This window comes from Sphingomonas sp. CFBP 13720 (assembly GCF_014842075.1).
Lineage (GTDB): Bacteria > Pseudomonadota > Alphaproteobacteria > Sphingomonadales > Sphingomonadaceae > Sphingomonas.
The window spans coordinates 68,665-82,820 of sequence record NZ_JACYVA010000009.1 but is presented as its reverse complement, the minus strand read 5'-3'; the positions used below and the strand labels follow the sequence as shown (position 1 = coordinate 82,820).

Sequence of the window (14,156 nt, the reverse complement as noted above, 5' to 3'; positions counted from 1 at the left end):
GCTATGCCTCCATCAACGCCGCACGCACCGCGCGTGCGACCTGCCGGCCCGATTGCTGCAATGCGCGGGGTGTCTCGCCCGCCGGTGCGTTGACCGTGATCGCCACCCGCACCTCGCGCCCGCCGCCGCTGCCCGCCGGCACCACCTGTCCGCTGCTCGTCGGCACGAACAGTTCCGGCCCGCGCTCACCGACCCAATAGGGTCGCGCGGGGCTGACCGGCCCGCCCGTCGCCCGCCCCGGTGCCCCGCCGATCAGCGCGGCCAGCATCCCGGCCAGCCCGCCGCCGCCGCTCCCGCCACCGCCCCCCGGCAACGTCAGGTCGATGATCGCCGCCGCCGCGATCTCGCCCAGCACGTTCAGCGCCACGTCGCGCAATTCGTCGAAGCTCAGCGTGCCGGTGCGGATCGCCCGCGCGATCGTCGTCTCGATCGCGCGTCCCGCCCGGTCGACCCCCGCCGCGAACGGCCCGTCCAGACTGGCCTGCATCGCCGCCACGTCGGTGGCGAACCCGGCGGTGTCGGCGCGCACGCGCACGATCAGCCGTTCGATTTCCTCATCCATCGGGAAAACGCTCCTTCAGTTCGGCGATCGCCGCCGCATCGCACGGCACGGCGGTGTCGCCCCGCAGCGCGCGCACCAGCGCCTCCAGTTCGGCGGGCGTCGCGGCCCAGAAGGCGGCGGGCGTCCACCCGAACGCCACCCCGGCCAGCCCGGCGGCACGCGCGGCGCCGTCCGCGAACGTCACCGTCCGCCCAGTATCTGACCGATCAGGATCTTCAGCGCGGGCGTCACCGCCGCCAGCCCGCCCGCCGTCACCGCCTCGCCGAACGCCTCGCGCGTCATCGGCGACGGATCGCGCAGGCAATGCCACAGCAGCGCGACCAGTTCGCCGATCCCCAGCCGCCCCGCCGCCGCCCGCTCGACCAACGCGAACAGCGATCCCAGTTCCTGTTCCGCCGCCACCAGTGCCGCGAAGCTCGGCCGCAGCACCAGCATCTCGCCAGCGACGCGCACCGCCGCCTCGCCGCGCGCCGGATTGGCATCCTGCGTCCCGCTCATGCCGACACCACCACGCCGGAGCTTTCCAGCGCGACCGTGTAGCTGCGCTCGCCGTTATAATCCCCGGCATAGTCCAGCCGCGTGATCAGGAACCGGCCGGTCATCGTTTCGCCGCTCTCGAACGTCAGCCGATAGTCGTCGATCGTGCCCGCCAGCGCGTGGCTCCGCATCCGCAGTTCCGCCGCCGATCCGGTGAACACCCCCGCACCCGACACGCTGACCGACCGCACCCCCGCGCCCGACAGCAATTCGCGCCACCCGCCCGAATCCTTGCTGGTGATCGCCACCGCCTCGCCGTTCACGCTCAACTGCGTCGTGCGCAGGCCGGCGACGGTCGCATAGACCACCGGCACCGCCCCGTTCCCGACCTTCAACAGGAACGCACTGCCCTTTTCCGCCGCCATGTTCGCTCTCCCCGAAAAACCTCAATCCGCCAGCATCCGCACGCGAAACTCGATCGCTGCGATCCACCGTCCCTCGCCCTCGCGCACCACCCGCCCGCGCAGGAACACGATGTTCGCAATCCGCCATCCGGTCAGCGCGCGCGGCGCGTCCAGCACCGCCGCCTCCGCCCGCGCCGCAAGGTCGCGCAGCCGCACCGGCCGCTCGCCGGCATCGTACAGCAGCACGCTGACCCGCCCCTCGCGCCCGGCGGCATCCTTGGTGCCCCAATCGGTCAGCACCGGCGTCTCAACCACGGCATAGGGTCGCGCGCCGCGCACCGGCGGCGCGTCGAACACCGCCGCGTCGGGCAATGCATCGCGCAGCCGCTCGACCAGCATCGCCTGCACCAGCGTCGCCGCGATCATCGCATCCACCCCGCCAGGTCGCGCAGCCGTGCGTCGCTCACCGCCCGCCGCGCCAGTCCCCGCCCCGACAACACGACGCCGTCAGCGACGATCTCGACCGTCACGCCCGGCACGGCGGCAACCTCCGCCGCCACCCGCTCCACCGCGTCGCGCGCCCGTGCTTCCCCCAGCGCGACGCCGCGCCTCGCCAGCGCGATCATCGTCGCACCTCGCCCAACCGCATCCGCCGCCACGGCCGCCACAACGCCCCCACCGCCGCCGGCGGCGCGGCGTCGCGTTCGCGCGTGTCGAACAGATGCGCGACCAGCACGATCACACCATGCGCGATCGGCGGGGGCAGCGCCGTCCAGTCGTCGGCCATCCCCGCGACGAAGCGCACCTCGCCCGCCGCCGTCATCCGCACCCATCCGGTGCCGTCGGCGTCGATATCGATCGCCGCCACGTCCGCACCCGCCGTGATCGCGCGGACCGGACAGGTCGGCAGCGCCCGCCACTCCGCCGCCACGCCCATCGTCGCTACGTGATCGCGCGCGATCAGCGCGGTGCCGGTGAACGCCTCGGCCAGCGTCATCGCGGTCGTGCACAGCCGATCGATCAACGCATCCTCGGCGTGGCCGGCGATACGAAGCTGTTCGCGCGCCGCGTCGCGCGCCGCTGCGATCGTCGCCGCCGGAAAGGGCGCTGCCGTCATGTCTTTCTCCCCCCGATTGGAAAGGCGCGGGCGGACCGGATCGTCCGCCCGCGCCGCGCGATCATGCCGCCGCGAACCGCATCAGCTTGATCGCCTCGGCGTTCATCACCGCCCCGCCGACACGCTTGGTGGCGTAGAAGTGGACGAACGGCTTGTTCGAATACGGATCGCGCAGCACCTGCGTTTCCGCCCGTTCGGCGATCAGATAGCCCGCGCGGAAATTGCCGAACGCGATCGCCAGCGCGTTGGCGGCGATGTCGGGCATGTCCTCCGCCTCCAGCACCGGATAGCCCAGCAGCGTGTCGGGCTGCCCCGCCACCAGCCCCGGCGCCCACAGGAACGCGCCTTCCGCCGTCTTGAACTTGCGGATGCGCGCCGCCGTCTGCGCGTTCATCACCCACGTCGCCCCCTGCCGGTACGGCCGGCGCAGCGTATGGACCAGGTCGATCAGCCGGTTTTCCGGCTCACTGCCGAAATCGCCCGCCGCCCCGCTCGGCAGATACTGGATCGTCCCGAACGCGCGCACCGCGTCGCCGGTGGTCGCGACCGGCGATTTCAGGAACCCGCGCGGCTGGTTCACCCCTGTGCCGCTGACGAACGCCTGCCCCTCCGCCCGGGCGAACTCGGTCGCGATCTCGCCCGCCAGCCATTCCTCGACGTCGAACGCGGCATCGTCCAGCATCGCCTGGCTCGCCGCCGGATTGGCGTACAGCTCACCCATCGGCGGCGCGATCTCGTTGAACACCGGCGACGCGGTTTCGGGCCGTCCCGCCGTTTCCGCCGCCCATCCCGACGGCGTGCCCCCGCTGGTCACCAGCTTGCGATACCCCGCCGATCCGACCGTCACGACGTTGGCGATCGACCGGATCGGGCTGCTGCCCTTGAGCGTGGCGTCGATCATCGCGTCGATCTCGCGCGGCACCGCATAGCCGCCCGCCGCATCGCTCACGCCGCTCATCGCCTTGGTCTCGACCGCCGCCCCGCTGCGCACGAACGCCCCGAACCCGCTCGCCGCCGTACCGCCCGACAGCAACGGCCGGTTCCCCGGCGCGGCCACACCCGAAAAGCCTGCTTCCAGCATATCCATGTTCGTCTCCATTCGCTCGCTCCCAAAGAAAAAGGGCGCCGCAATCGCGACGCCCTTTCGGAAAAACCCCTCTTGCCGGCGGCCCGGCTAACCCGGTGCCACCGCATGGATGCGCGCCAGCGGCTGCATCGGCTGCGCGACCACGCTGACCTCGATCAGTTCGGCGGCGGCGATGACCCGATACCGCCCGCTGCGCGCCGTGGTGACGCGATAGCCGAACGACAGCCCGGTGATCGCGCCCGCCGCCACCAGCCGTGCCGGCGCGTCCGCATCGATCCGCCCGACCACGCGCAGCCCGCGCGCATCCTCGCCGATCGTCTCGATCACCCCGATCGGTCGCCCGCGATGCTGCCACAGCAACGGCACGCCGCTCCCTGCGACCAGCGCGCCGGGCAGCACAACGTCGCCGCCGCGATCGGCATGACCGAAGATCGCGGCATAGCCCGCGAACCTCACCGCGCCCATTCGGGCATCCCGGTGCGGAACGCGATGCCGACCAGCACCATTGCCAGCAGCATCTGCATCACCCATGCCAGCGTCGCGCGCACCGCCGACCGCTTGGCATCGCGCCACGCCCGCAACAATTCGCGCAACTCCTTCATGTCGGTTTCGGCCGCCGCATCGGACAGCCCGATCCGGGCCATCGCCCGGCTCGCACCCGCCTCGCCCGCTGCCTCGGCGATCGCGCGCAGCGTCTCCAGTTCGGCGCCGTCCTCGACCGCCTGTCCGATCAGCCGCGCCAGCAGCATGTCGTTGCCCATCGCTTGTCTCCCGTCCGTTCCGGCGATAGCGCGACCCCGTGAGATCCCGCCTGCGCCTCGTCCTTGCCGCCTTCGTGACGGCGCTCGTCGCCTTCGCGTTCGCGTTCCCGTTTCTGAAGGGCGATGCCTGCGCGGATGCCGGCGGCCAGTTCGACCGCGCGACGCTGACCTGCACGGTCACACCCCCAGCATCGCCCGCTTCTCCTCCACGCTGAGAAAGTCCGCCGCGCCGATGCGCGCCCACAGCCGCTCGCGATCCTCGCCCAGCGCCGGCACCCCGTCCTGATCGATCGCCAGCGCGACCTCGCCCAGCCATGGCGTCAGCCCCTGCTGGATGCCGGTCAGGATGCGGTTCCCCATCGGCACGATCGCCTGTCGCCACAACGCGCGGTTCGCCTCGCGGTAATTGGCGAACGTATTGTCGCCGGGCAGCCCCAGCAGCATCGGCGGCACTCCGAACGCCAGCGCGATCTCGCGCGCCGCCTGTGCCTTCAGGCCCGCGAAATCCATGTCCGCCGGGGTCATGCTCATCGCCTGCCATTTCAGCGCGCCGTCCAGCAGCATCGGCCGCCCGGCATTGGCCGCCCCGGCGAACGCATCGTCCATCTCGGCGCGCAACCGCGCGAACTGGTCCGCCGACAGCACGCCGCCATCGCCCGGATCATGGACCAGCGCCCCCGAAGGACGCGCCGCATTGTCCAGCAGCGCCTTGTTCCACCGCGCGGCGGCATTGTGGATCGCCACCGCCCCCGCCGCCGCGCCCATGCAGCCCAGCCCGTAATGATCGTCGGTCGGGTGAAAGGCGCGGATGTGGATCAGCGCGGGTCGCCCGCCAGCATCCTGCGCGGCGATCCGCGTCACGTTCGCGCCGACGCGGTATCGATACGCCACCGGCCACCCGCTCGCGTCCGCCTCGATCGACACGCGCTCGGGCCGCAACGCGAACAGTTCGCCCACGCCCCCCGCCCCGTCGGCGATGATCTGGATATAGCTATTGCCGTGCAGCAACAGATGCGCTGCCGCCGTCTCGACCAACTCCTGCCCCGACGACCGCGCCTGGACCAGCGCGACCGCCGCCGCCGTCCCTGCCAGCGGCGCGGACGCGACCCCCTCCGCCACCACCCGCACCGCCCGCTGCGCGATGGGATTGCCCAGATACGCCTCGCGCACCTGCGCCTCGTACGTCACCGGCCATGCCGACCCCGCCGCCATTCCCGTGCTGCCACGCATCAACATCGGACGCGACCCGTCGCGCCCGGACCTGCGTCCGAACCAGTGCATCATCGCTCTCCCTGAAAACATGAAACCGTCGGCCGAGGACCGGCCATCCGAAGATCGTCGCCGACCGGTCGGCGTGAAGATCACCCTTATCGAGGGCGCGGGACGTCAGTCTCGACCCCAACCGATGTCGAAGGGGCACGCGAAAAAAGGTCCGCGCTCGGACGGAGCGCAAACCGGTATGTGCGTGGCGTAGTCCCTATTCCGGTGTCGGGCGTTCGGCAGGGCCCATTTCGGTCGTCTGCGACTTTCGATAGTTCGAAAGCGCAACCGTGACACCGACGATGATCGCACCGCCGAACGCAGAACCGGCAAGCGGCGCACCCGAAGCGACCATGTAGGCCACGATCCCCAACATCATCAGCAAGGCGATCAGGATCGCGCCAAGTCCTGCTAGATTCAGCACAAACTCCTGCGTACCGGTGCGCCGGGTCATGTCGTGGCGAAAACGCCGTTCCGCCGCCGCACTATCGGCGATCTCCCGCGCCAGTCCCGGCACCACCCGGTCGTGATCCCGCAACAGCTCGGCCGGGGGCAACGGCCCCAGATGAAACATCGTCTGCGTCTGCTCGATGATTTCCCGCTGCACTCGCGGCTCGAATGGTTCGAGAATAGCTTCGACTTGCTCGACCGCAGCCTCTTCGCGGTCGCTGGCGCTGCCGGCCTCGTCAACCAACGATACGTTCCGCCTTGCGACCCATCGACCGGCGAAGATCGTTGCCGACCATCGTCCAGTCCGACACGATCGATCCGGCATTGATCGAACGCCACGTCCGGTCCATACCAGGGACCGCAACGATGCGCGCCGCGCCGTCCAACAGGAATTTGCCGGTGCGTGCAGACCGGTACTTCATGATCGTCCCTGCCCTTTGCCGTGATGCGATGATCCTTCTGCTACGTGATACCGGTACATCGCGCTGTCAATTATATCGTGTCGATACCTTCGGCCGCCCACCCTACAACACCCGCACCATCGCCTCTCCCCGCGCGCCCAGCATCAATTCGCTCATCGCCCATACCAGCGCGTCGGCGCGGTCGGGCGATCGGCCCGGCCCCTCATAGCCGCCGCCGCCGACCAGCCCGCACAACTCGTCCTCCAGTTCCGGGAAGCGTCCGGCGTGGAACGCCCGTCGCGTCTCGTACAACAGCGATACCGGCTCGGCGCGCGCCGCCTTGCCCTTCGACGCATGGACCAGCGACAGCGGCAGCGCGGCGTCGGCAGCGCGCAGCACGCTTGCCACCATCGCCCCGCCCTGGTTCGATTCCGCGACCACCCGGTCGGCGCGATGCCGCCCGGCACAGCCCGCGACCGCGCGGGCCCAGCCTTCGGGCGATGCACCCGCGACGCTCGCATCCTCAAGGACATAGCCATGACCGTCGCGCCCGCGCCCGACCGCGACGATGCCGCACGCATCGCCATCGGTCCCGGCGGGCGGGTCGACCCCGACCACCACCCGCACCAGTTCGGGCGCGGCGTCGACCCGGCATGCCTCGATCGTCGCGCGCGACCACAAGGCACCGGCAATGTCGTCGATCAGCTCGCCGTCCAGTTCCTGTCGCCCCAGCCGCGTACCGGAATAGTTCGCCTCGATCGCCTCGACATAGCTGTCGGCAAGGTGGATATTGTCGTGCGTCCGCCCGGTGGTGATGCGCACCCCCGGCAGTTTGCGGATACGCCGCAGCAGCGGCACCGCACGCGGCGTCGTCGTCACCAGCGCCTGAGGATGTTCGCCCAGCCGCAGGCCCATCATCAGATTGTCCCACGTCGCATCGGCGCGCCGCCATTTGGTGAGCTCGTCGCACCATGCCAGATGATGCTGCGGCCCGCGCAGCGTGTCGGGCACCTCCGCGCTATAGGCATAGGCGCGCGCGCCGCTGCCGAATTCGACGACGCCCGCCGTCGGGCGCCAGCGCACAGGGCCATAATGCCGCCCGACCGCCAGCAGGCCGCTCTCGCCCCCGACCATCACGGTCTCGACATCGCGCCGCGTCGCACCGACCAGCGCCACGCGCAGGTCGCCGCGTTCGGCGGCATGACGGCATACCCATTCCGAACCGGCGCGAGTCTTGCCGAACCCGCGCCCGGCCTGGATCATCCACACCATCCAGTCGTCGTCGGCGATCGACTGTCCGGCATGCGCCCATAATCCCCACCGCGTCGCCAGTTCGCGGCGGCGATGTTGCGTCATCCGTTTCATCACGCGTTGTAATTGCGCCTCGCTCATCGTCACGAGCGCCTCGACCATCGGATCGAGCGTCCTCATGCCGTCGCCTCTCGCTGAAGGCGGAGCGCCCGGATACGCTTCATCAGCATCGCGTCGGTTTCGGCCTGCGTCGCGCGAAAGCTTTGATGCCGGTCGGGCGCGCCTTCCTTCTTGCGCATCGCATGATGCCGGTCGAGCAGCTTGATCGCCTGTTCGACGCTGACCGGGCCGGTGACGACATGGTCGGGATCGCCGATCGCGTCGTCGTTCAGCACGGCGATCGCCTTGCGCAGCAATTCGCCTTCCAGCCGGTCGTACCCCGCCAGCAGCGCCATCCGCCATTCCTCGGCAAACGCGTCGTCGCGTCGGCGCATCGCATACAGGCTCGACATCGACAGGCCTACCGTCTCGACCGCCGCCCGGACGTTGCACGTCGCGGCGAGGTGATCCAGAAACCGGATGCGCCGCGCTTTCGTCCATCCGCCGGGAATGCGCCGTTTCTGCAACACCCGGTTGCGCCCGGCCCTCAGCACGACATCGTCATCCATCGCCCGTCCCCCGACATGCGTCGGGGCCGGAAGCACCATTGTGCCCGGCCCCGACCCGCAATTCCTCATCGTTCCCGTTTTGTGCCAGATCAACGTGACGATGTCAAGACGAATGTTCCCATCTGGTTCGTTTTGTCGCTGCACTGGCGAAACGACCAAACGTTCCCATATAAGAAGCATCGTTGGCAGATGGTCCGTAAGCGCCAGCGACCGGAAGACGTGCGCGCTTTCGCTTACGCTGTTGGAGCGTCGCTGATGGACCTCAATTATCTTCTGCATCGTCACCAGGTCGCGCTGATGCGTGCCGATCGTGCCGCCTCGCCCGAAGCCGCCTGTTCGCATGCCGGTATGGCGCGCGGCTATGAACGCCGTATCCTCAACGCACGCGACCTGCTCGGCGCCGCCGGCCGGATGGTGGCGGCATGAGCGCGCTCGACGACGATACGCGCGACGAAGCCGCGATCGATGCGCCCGCCGATTCGGTCGATACGCCCGACGATGGCGTGGCGGACGCACCTCCGGCCGATGCCGCGGTGGCGGATGATACGCGCAAGCCGCAATCGATGCGCTTTCGCCGCAAGTTCACGACCGTCCGCCTGACGCCCGAACAGGCGGCCCGGCAGGGACAGGTCGCGACCACCGCGTTCCGCCTGTTCGGCGAACGCGACGCGGCGGTGGCGTTCCTGAACGCGCATGACGACGATCTGGGCGGTCGCCCGCTCGACCTCGCCATCGCCAGTGCCGAAGGTCTGGCGACCGTCGAAGCTAGCATGGCGGCCCGCACGGCGTAACGCCTTCGGGCCGTTACAGATATTTCAGCCAGCCGATATCCCGACGCCGCTGCTTCAGCGCCGCGAACCAGCGCGTCGGGATATACAGCGGAACGATCAGCACGGCATACCACGCGTATAGCCATCCGAGATGATCGATCCCGAACACCTCGCCCTTGTTCGGTCCCCAGATCGCTATCGCGATCAGGTACGTCGCCTTCAGCACGTACAGGTGCAGCAGGTAGAAGAACATCGGTGCCCCACCGAGCACGGTCAGCCATCCGAACACCCGGCCGCGTCCGATCCGCTCGAACTGCGCCAGCAGGATCGCGCCGACGCCCAGCGTCAGCAGCAGGAACAGCAGTGACGGCGGATATTTGGTGAGCGACAGGAACGCCATCACGCTGCGCAACGGCGCATCCTCCACCACCGCCCATGGCCGGTCGCCATAGACGTCCAGCATCCGCAGCACCACGAACGCCACCAGCATTGCCGCGCCCGCCGTCATCAATCTACGCCGCCGCACCGTCGCCGGTTCGGCGAACCACGGGCCGATCGCGTGACCCAGCACGATCACCCCGATCCACGCCAGCACCGGATAGCTGGTCTTGATCGTCACGCCCGCGACGTCGAACGCATCGCGCTGGTGCAGCATGGCCCACGGGATATGGAACGCATCGCCGGAGGCCGGCCTAACGCCGTCCAGCAGGTTGTGCCCGGCGACGATCGCAATGCCCAGCGCGATCAGGACGGCGCGCGGCAGGTGGATCAGCGCCGCCAGCACGACCATGCACAGCCCGATCGCCCAGATCACTTGCAACCACAGCGTGGCGGGCGGAAACTTCGCGGACCATGCGAAGCTGACGAAACTGATCTCCAGCAGCATCAGGAACGCACCGCGTTTCAGCAGGAACACCGATGCCTGCGCGGTGCCGTGCCGTTGCCCGTACAGCCATGCCGACAGGCCGGTCAGCGCGACGAACACCGGCGCGCAAATCGTGCTGACGAACCGCGTGAAGAACAGCGCGGGCGCCACGGCGCGCACGTCGACCGGATCGCCGACCTGCCAGTGCAGGAACCACGTCTCGCGCAGATGATCGATCAGCATGATCGCCATCATCAGCCCACGCAGCGCGTCGATGCTCGACAGCCGCGCCGTTGCGCCCGTCCGACCCGTGTCCGTCATCGCCGTCAGCCGGCCGTCGCCAGATACGGATGCGCCAGCACCCGGCGCGCATTGTGGTCGCCCGCGACCAGATCGTCGACCAGCCGCGCCCCCGCCACCGTGCGGTACAGTGCCACCGCCGCCGCGATCCGGGCGAAACGGCCGCCGCCCGCCGCCACGCGGGTATAGAAGTCCCAGTCGTTGCAGTTGCGGAAACTGGGATCGAACCCGTCGACCGCGAACACCGCCGCGCGGCGCACGATCGACCAGGACGGCCCGATCACCCCGCCGGTGGACAGCGCGGCGCGGATGTCGCCGCCGTCCCAGCCGCATTCTGCCTCGCCCGGCGCGCCGTCACCCTCGACCCGCGCGAAATGCCCCACGATCACATCGACATCACGCAACGTCGCCCGGCCCAGCAACGCGCGCGCCGCACCCGGCAGCCACACATCGTCGCTGTCCAGAAACGCGATCCACGGCGCGTGGCACAGGCTGGCCCCGACATTGCGCGCATTCGACGCGCCGCCGTTGCGCGGCAGGATCGCCGCCTCCACCCGGCCGGGATGCGCCTGCGCCACCGCGCGGATCGCGGCGGCACTGTCGTCGTGCGATCCGTCGTCGACCACCACGACCCGCGCCGGCGCAGGGTCCTGCGCCAGCACGCTTGCCACCGCATCCGCCACTACATGCGCACGGTCGTGGCACGGAATGACGACATCATAGTCGGGCAGCGGCAGGTCGATCGGGAAAGCGTGCATGGACAGCGCTATGTCCGCCACCGCGCCATCCCGCAAGCGCGTTACCGCCGTCCGAAATTCACCTTCGCCCCCGCATAGACATAGCGTCCGACCGGCGAGATCGGCACGTTGGTCTCGAACCCGATATCGGGCTTCTGGTCTGCCAGATTATTGACCCCGGCATAGAAGGCGAACGCGTCGGTCGCCTCGATCTGCACCTGCACGTCGTGCTGCCACAATTCCTTGTACCGGAAATAGCGCGGATCGACGAAGGTGGGATTGTCGTCGGTCGAAAACCGGCTGAACCGCCGCACTCCGTTCTGCCAGCGCAGATTATAGCTCAACGTCAGCGCATCGACGCTCCACGTCGGCGAAAAGGCGAGGTTGAAGCGCGGCCGGAACAACGCGTCGACATTGTTCTCGGTCGTGGCTCCCGGCGTCGCCACCTGTTCCAGCGTGTCGAGATACCCGCCGACCAGCCGCAGGTCGAACCGCCCCGCCGCGCCTGCATCGATGCGATAGGTCGCGTTGAGTTCCAGCCCGGCGGTACGGAACGCCGCGACGTTCTGCGGCTGCACGACGAAGCCGTCGATGAACCCCGTCCCCTGTTGCCGCCCGATCGCGTTGCAATACACGTTCTCCAGCGTCGGCTGGTCGACGCACAGCTGCGCGATGACATTGGCGTCGGGCTGGTTGATCGCATCGCGCAACCGGATATCGTACCAATCGAGCGCGATGCTCAGGTTCGGCAGGAAACCAGGGCGCAGCACCACGCCCGCCGTCCATGTCCGCGCGGTTTCGGCGCGCAGGTCGGGATTGCCCTGCACCGTGCCGGGAATGAAGATCGTCGCATTGGGGTTGTTCGCGGCGATGAACGTCGCCGGATTGCCGCCCAGCCCGGTAATCAGCGCTTGGCAATTCGCCGCGCGGAATTCGGTGCCGTTGCCGCGATTGCCGACATAGCACGGGTCGGAAAAGAAGTTGCTGGTGCCGGTCTGCGGCCGGAAGATCTCACCGATATTGGGCGCGCGTACCGATTGGCCGTAACTGCCACGGAAACTGATGTCGCGAACCGGCGCCCAGATGCCGTTGAACTGCCACGCCCGCGTCGCGCCGATCGTGGAATAGTCCGAATACCGCCCCGCCGCGCCCAGCGACAGGATATGCGCGAACGGCGCGTCCTTCAGGATCGGGACGTTCACCTCGCCGAACGCTTCCCATACGTCGAACCCGCCGTCCGACGGGGTCGGGATGATATATTCGTCGAATTGATAGAATGCGTTGTCGAGCAGCGCCTGCGCGGGGCGGAACCGGCTGTTCTCGCTGCGATACTCGCCGCCCGCCGCGAACTGGACCGGCCCGCCGGGTAGGGTGAGGAACTGGCCGAAATCGCCGGTCAGCGATGCGTTGACCACGTGCTGCGTGATCCGCGCGTCGCTGGCCGGGTTGCTCAGAAAATAATCGAACGATGCCGGATCGACCGTCCGTCCGCCGAAAATGTTGACCGGCACGCATCCCGCCGCCCGCGACCGGCACACGATCTGGCCCGTCGCCGGATCGCGCACCGCGTCCAGCGCGGCGAGGAAACGGTCGTTCAGCCGGTCGTTCAGCTTGGTCGCGCGGACGTCGGTCCGGCCATAGGTGTACGACACGTCGTACTGCGCATGGTCGCTGATCCGCCCCGCGACATCCACCACGCCGCGCCACGTTCGCCGCCGGTCGGTTTCGCCCCGGCGCGGAATGTCGAAATTGTTGCGGCTGATATCGACCGACGTCAGCCCCGCCGCGCGCGCCGCGTTCAGGATGCTGGCCGGAATGAACGGATTGTCGAGCGCGATCGTCGCCGGATAGTTGCCGCCATATCCGCTGAACGTCGTCACCTCGGTCTGGACGAACTTGCCCTCCATGCTGACCCGGAACGCATCCGACGCATCAAAATGGGTCAGCAGGTTGACGGCATGGCGCTCGGTCCGGGGAAAGATATCGCCGATATACCCCGCGACCGGCGTATCGTCGCCACCGATCGAATAACCATCGTTCTTCAGCAACTGCCCCGGCGTATAGACCGCGCCGTCGCCGCGAAAGATCTGGTCGCCGATGACGACATAGCCCTGGTTCGATCCGTACGGATAGCGCAGGTCGCGCACCGGCACCTGCTGGTAGCTGCCCGGCCGCGCCGGATCGTAGTCGTCGGCGTTGACGAAGAACTGCCGCTGCGCCAGCGCAAGGTAATCACGGTCGTCGTTCGCCAGCGGGTCGTCGGCGTTATATTCGTACGCCAGCGTCACATTGCCGCGATCCTGCGCGAAATTGCGCCCGGCAATGACCGACACGAACCGGTTGCCCGCATCGCCCCGTTCGGAAATGCCCACCTGTCCGCGCGCCGCCAGCCCGTCGAAATCGCGCTTCAGCACGAAATTGACCACGCCCGACACGCCGTCCGCGCCGTACACCGCAGACGCCCCGCCGGTCAGCACGTCGACCCGTTCGATCAGGTCGGTCGGGATCGCGTTGATATCCACCGCCGCACTGTCCGGCTGGCCCGCGACATGGCGGCGACCGTTGACCAGCACCAGCGTCCGCGCCGGTCCCAGACCGCGCAGGTCGAGCAGGTTCAGGCCGACCTGCCCGATCGCGCCATCGCCCTGCGACGCACCCGCCGTCCGCGTCGCATCGCGCGAATTGGTCAGTGCGGGCACGCGTTGCAGGAACGTGGTGATGTTGGTGCTGCCCGACCGTTCGATCGCCGCACTGTCCAGCGAGATGATCGGGTTGGGCGCTTCGAAATCGGGGCGACGGATACGCGATCCGGTGACGACGATCTCGCTGGTCTCCGCCACGTCTTCGGTCGGGGCCGGCGTGGCATCCTGCGCCATCGCAGGCGCGGCGGACACGACGAACGCAGCGCCCGCGAACAACGCGGCACGCGACAAAGCCGGCAACCTCATCAGACTTCCCCTTTGGGCCGATTTGGACCGGCGCTGTTATTGATCTAAATCGTATGCTTAAAGTGCCGATCGCGTAAATGGTTGCGTGGCCCGGAGAA

The 14,156-nt window shown here is 68.7% G+C and carries 21 protein-coding genes; 3 read left to right on the top strand and 18 right to left on the bottom strand.

The window, feature by feature from the left end; genetic code table 11:
- Position 1: 1 nt before the first annotated feature.
- The 10 genes from IFT55_RS15465 to IFT55_RS15420 form a co-directional block, all read right to left on the bottom strand.
- The gene (locus IFT55_RS15465) at positions 2-562 is read right to left on the bottom strand and encodes a tail tape measure protein (RefSeq protein ID WP_192093254.1); all 561 of its coding nucleotides are present in this window, start codon (positions 560-562) and stop codon (positions 2-4) included.
- Positions 555-746 carry a phage tail assembly chaperone gene (locus IFT55_RS15460; RefSeq protein ID WP_192093253.1) on the bottom strand — a complete coding sequence of 64 codons (192 nt, stop codon included), beginning with the start codon at positions 744-746 and terminating at the stop codon, positions 555-557. The genes IFT55_RS15465 and IFT55_RS15460 overlap by 8 nt, the downstream gene beginning before the upstream one ends.
- Complete coding sequence (locus IFT55_RS15455; RefSeq protein ID WP_192093252.1) at positions 743-1,060, bottom strand: gene transfer agent family protein; 318 nt, start codon at positions 1,058-1,060, stop codon at positions 743-745. Before IFT55_RS15455 ends, IFT55_RS15460 begins: the two co-directional genes overlap by 4 nt.
- On the bottom strand, positions 1,057-1,464 hold the full coding sequence (locus IFT55_RS15450; RefSeq protein ID WP_192093251.1) for a phage tail tube protein: 408 nt from the start codon (positions 1,462-1,464) through the stop codon (positions 1,057-1,059). Before IFT55_RS15450 ends, IFT55_RS15455 begins: the two co-directional genes overlap by 4 nt.
- Positions 1,465-1,485: 21 nt before the next feature.
- Positions 1,486-1,869, bottom strand: a complete 384-nt coding sequence (locus IFT55_RS15445) for a DUF3168 domain-containing protein (protein ID WP_192093250.1) — start codon at positions 1,867-1,869, stop codon at positions 1,486-1,488.
- Positions 1,866-2,069 carry a hypothetical protein gene (locus IFT55_RS15440; RefSeq protein WP_192093249.1) on the bottom strand — a complete coding sequence of 68 codons (204 nt, stop codon included), beginning with the start codon at positions 2,067-2,069 and terminating at the stop codon, positions 1,866-1,868. Before IFT55_RS15440 ends, IFT55_RS15445 begins: the two co-directional genes overlap by 4 nt.
- Positions 2,066-2,560, bottom strand: a complete 495-nt coding sequence (locus IFT55_RS15435) for a hypothetical protein (protein ID WP_192093248.1) — start codon at positions 2,558-2,560, stop codon at positions 2,066-2,068. Before IFT55_RS15435 ends, IFT55_RS15440 begins: the two co-directional genes overlap by 4 nt.
- A gap of 61 nt (positions 2,561-2,621) precedes the next feature.
- Positions 2,622-3,647, bottom strand: coding sequence for a phage major capsid protein (locus IFT55_RS15430; protein WP_192093247.1), 1,026 nt, complete (start codon positions 3,645-3,647; stop codon positions 2,622-2,624).
- Positions 3,648-3,734: 87 nt separating this feature from the next.
- Positions 3,735-4,112, bottom strand: a complete 378-nt coding sequence (locus tag IFT55_RS15425; RefSeq protein ID WP_192093246.1) for an HK97 family phage prohead protease — start codon at positions 4,110-4,112, stop codon at positions 3,735-3,737.
- On the bottom strand, positions 4,100-4,408 hold the full coding sequence (locus IFT55_RS15420) for a DUF6127 family protein (protein WP_192093245.1): 309 nt from the start codon (positions 4,406-4,408) through the stop codon (positions 4,100-4,102). Before IFT55_RS15420 ends, IFT55_RS15425 begins: the two co-directional genes overlap by 13 nt.
- A gap of 38 nt (positions 4,409-4,446) precedes the next feature.
- Here IFT55_RS15420 and IFT55_RS15415 point away from each other — a divergent pair, with 38 nt between their 5' ends.
- The gene (locus IFT55_RS15415) at positions 4,447-4,623 is read left to right on the top strand and encodes a hypothetical protein (protein ID WP_192093244.1); all 177 of its coding nucleotides are present in this window, start codon (positions 4,447-4,449) and stop codon (positions 4,621-4,623) included.
- On the opposite strand, the gene IFT55_RS15410 is transcribed toward IFT55_RS15415, so the two are convergent.
- From IFT55_RS15410 to IFT55_RS15390, 5 genes are all read right to left on the bottom strand, one after another.
- On the bottom strand, positions 4,586-5,689 hold the full coding sequence (locus IFT55_RS15410) for a phage portal protein (protein ID WP_192093289.1): 1,104 nt from the start codon (positions 5,687-5,689) through the stop codon (positions 4,586-4,588). The genes IFT55_RS15415 and IFT55_RS15410 overlap by 38 nt on opposite strands.
- Before the next feature lie 196 nt (positions 5,690-5,885).
- Positions 5,886-6,362 (bottom strand): DUF2335 domain-containing protein, encoded by a 477-nt coding sequence (locus tag IFT55_RS15405; protein ID WP_192093243.1) that lies wholly within the window; start codon positions 6,360-6,362, stop codon positions 5,886-5,888.
- Positions 6,355-6,540, bottom strand: a complete 186-nt coding sequence (locus IFT55_RS15400; protein ID WP_192093242.1) for a hypothetical protein — start codon at positions 6,538-6,540, stop codon at positions 6,355-6,357. Before IFT55_RS15400 ends, IFT55_RS15405 begins: the two co-directional genes overlap by 8 nt.
- A 102-nt stretch (positions 6,541-6,642) precedes the next feature.
- Positions 6,643-7,950, bottom strand: coding sequence for a DNA-packaging protein (locus tag IFT55_RS15395; protein WP_192093241.1), 1,308 nt, complete (start codon positions 7,948-7,950; stop codon positions 6,643-6,645).
- A complete protein-coding gene (locus IFT55_RS15390; RefSeq protein WP_192093240.1) occupies positions 7,947-8,438 on the bottom strand; it encodes a hypothetical protein in 492 nt (163 codons plus the stop codon). The genes IFT55_RS15395 and IFT55_RS15390 overlap by 4 nt, the downstream gene beginning before the upstream one ends.
- A gap of 255 nt (positions 8,439-8,693) precedes the next feature.
- On the opposite strand from IFT55_RS15390, the gene IFT55_RS15385 reads away from it, so the two are divergent.
- A complete protein-coding gene (locus tag IFT55_RS15385) occupies positions 8,694-8,864 on the top strand; it encodes a hypothetical protein (RefSeq protein ID WP_192093239.1) in 171 nt (56 codons plus the stop codon).
- Positions 8,861-9,229: an antitoxin Xre/MbcA/ParS toxin-binding domain-containing protein gene (locus IFT55_RS15380; protein WP_192093238.1), complete on the top strand. Its 369-nt coding sequence runs from the start codon at positions 8,861-8,863 to the stop codon at positions 9,227-9,229. Before IFT55_RS15385 ends, IFT55_RS15380 begins: the two co-directional genes overlap by 4 nt.
- 13 nt (positions 9,230-9,242) lie before the next feature.
- On the opposite strand, the gene IFT55_RS15375 is transcribed toward IFT55_RS15380, so the two are convergent.
- From IFT55_RS15375 to IFT55_RS15365, 3 genes are read right to left on the bottom strand one after another with little or no spacing between them, the layout of a single operon-like run.
- Positions 9,243-10,394 (bottom strand): DUF1624 domain-containing protein, encoded by a 1,152-nt coding sequence (locus IFT55_RS15375; protein WP_192093237.1) that lies wholly within the window; start codon positions 10,392-10,394, stop codon positions 9,243-9,245.
- Positions 10,395-10,399: 5 nt separating this feature from the next.
- Entirely contained in the window at positions 10,400-11,131 is a 732-nt protein-coding gene (locus IFT55_RS15370) for a glycosyltransferase family 2 protein (protein ID WP_192093236.1), read from the bottom strand.
- A gap of 41 nt (positions 11,132-11,172) precedes the next feature.
- A complete protein-coding gene (locus IFT55_RS15365; RefSeq protein WP_249403865.1) occupies positions 11,173-14,058 on the bottom strand; it encodes a TonB-dependent receptor plug domain-containing protein in 2,886 nt (961 codons plus the stop codon).
- Positions 14,059-14,156: the final 98 nt, after the last annotated feature.

Coding starts and splice junctions, on each gene's coding strand:
- IFT55_RS15465 (WP_192093254.1), bottom strand. CDS start 562: ATGGATGAGGAAATCGAACGGCTGATCGTGCGCGTGCGCGCCGACACC.
- IFT55_RS15455 (WP_192093252.1), bottom strand. CDS start 1,060: ATGAGCGGGACGCAGGATGCCAATCCGGCGCGCGGCGAGGCGGCGGTG.
- IFT55_RS15450 (WP_192093251.1), bottom strand. CDS start 1,464: ATGGCGGCGGAAAAGGGCAGTGCGTTCCTGTTGAAGGTCGGGAACGGG.
- IFT55_RS15445 (WP_192093250.1), bottom strand. CDS start 1,869: ATGATCGCGGCGACGCTGGTGCAGGCGATGCTGGTCGAGCGGCTGCGC.
- IFT55_RS15440 (WP_192093249.1), bottom strand. CDS start 2,069: ATGATCGCGCTGGCGAGGCGCGGCGTCGCGCTGGGGGAAGCACGGGCG.
- IFT55_RS15435 (WP_192093248.1), bottom strand. CDS start 2,560: ATGACGGCAGCGCCCTTTCCGGCGGCGACGATCGCAGCGGCGCGCGAC.
- IFT55_RS15430 (WP_192093247.1), bottom strand. CDS start 3,647: ATGGATATGCTGGAAGCAGGCTTTTCGGGTGTGGCCGCGCCGGGGAAC.
- IFT55_RS15425 (WP_192093246.1), bottom strand. CDS start 4,112: ATGGGCGCGGTGAGGTTCGCGGGCTATGCCGCGATCTTCGGTCATGCC.
- IFT55_RS15420 (WP_192093245.1), bottom strand. CDS start 4,408: ATGGGCAACGACATGCTGCTGGCGCGGCTGATCGGACAGGCGGTCGAG.
- IFT55_RS15410 (WP_192093289.1), bottom strand. CDS start 5,689: ATGCACTGGTTCGGACGCAGGTCCGGGCGCGACGGGTCGCGTCCGATG.
- IFT55_RS15400 (WP_192093242.1), bottom strand. CDS start 6,540: ATGAAGTACCGGTCTGCACGCACCGGCAAATTCCTGTTGGACGGCGCG.
- IFT55_RS15395 (WP_192093241.1), bottom strand. CDS start 7,950: ATGAGGACGCTCGATCCGATGGTCGAGGCGCTCGTGACGATGAGCGAG.
- IFT55_RS15390 (WP_192093240.1), bottom strand. CDS start 8,438: ATGGATGACGATGTCGTGCTGAGGGCCGGGCGCAACCGGGTGTTGCAG.
- IFT55_RS15385 (WP_192093239.1), top strand. CDS start 8,694: ATGGACCTCAATTATCTTCTGCATCGTCACCAGGTCGCGCTGATGCGT.
- IFT55_RS15380 (WP_192093238.1), top strand. CDS start 8,861: ATGAGCGCGCTCGACGACGATACGCGCGACGAAGCCGCGATCGATGCG.
- IFT55_RS15375 (WP_192093237.1), bottom strand. CDS start 10,394: ATGACGGACACGGGTCGGACGGGCGCAACGGCGCGGCTGTCGAGCATC.
- IFT55_RS15370 (WP_192093236.1), bottom strand. CDS start 11,131: ATGCACGCTTTCCCGATCGACCTGCCGCTGCCCGACTATGATGTCGTC.
- IFT55_RS15365 (WP_249403865.1), bottom strand. CDS start 14,058: ATGAGGTTGCCGGCTTTGTCGCGTGCCGCGTTGTTCGCGGGCGCTGCG.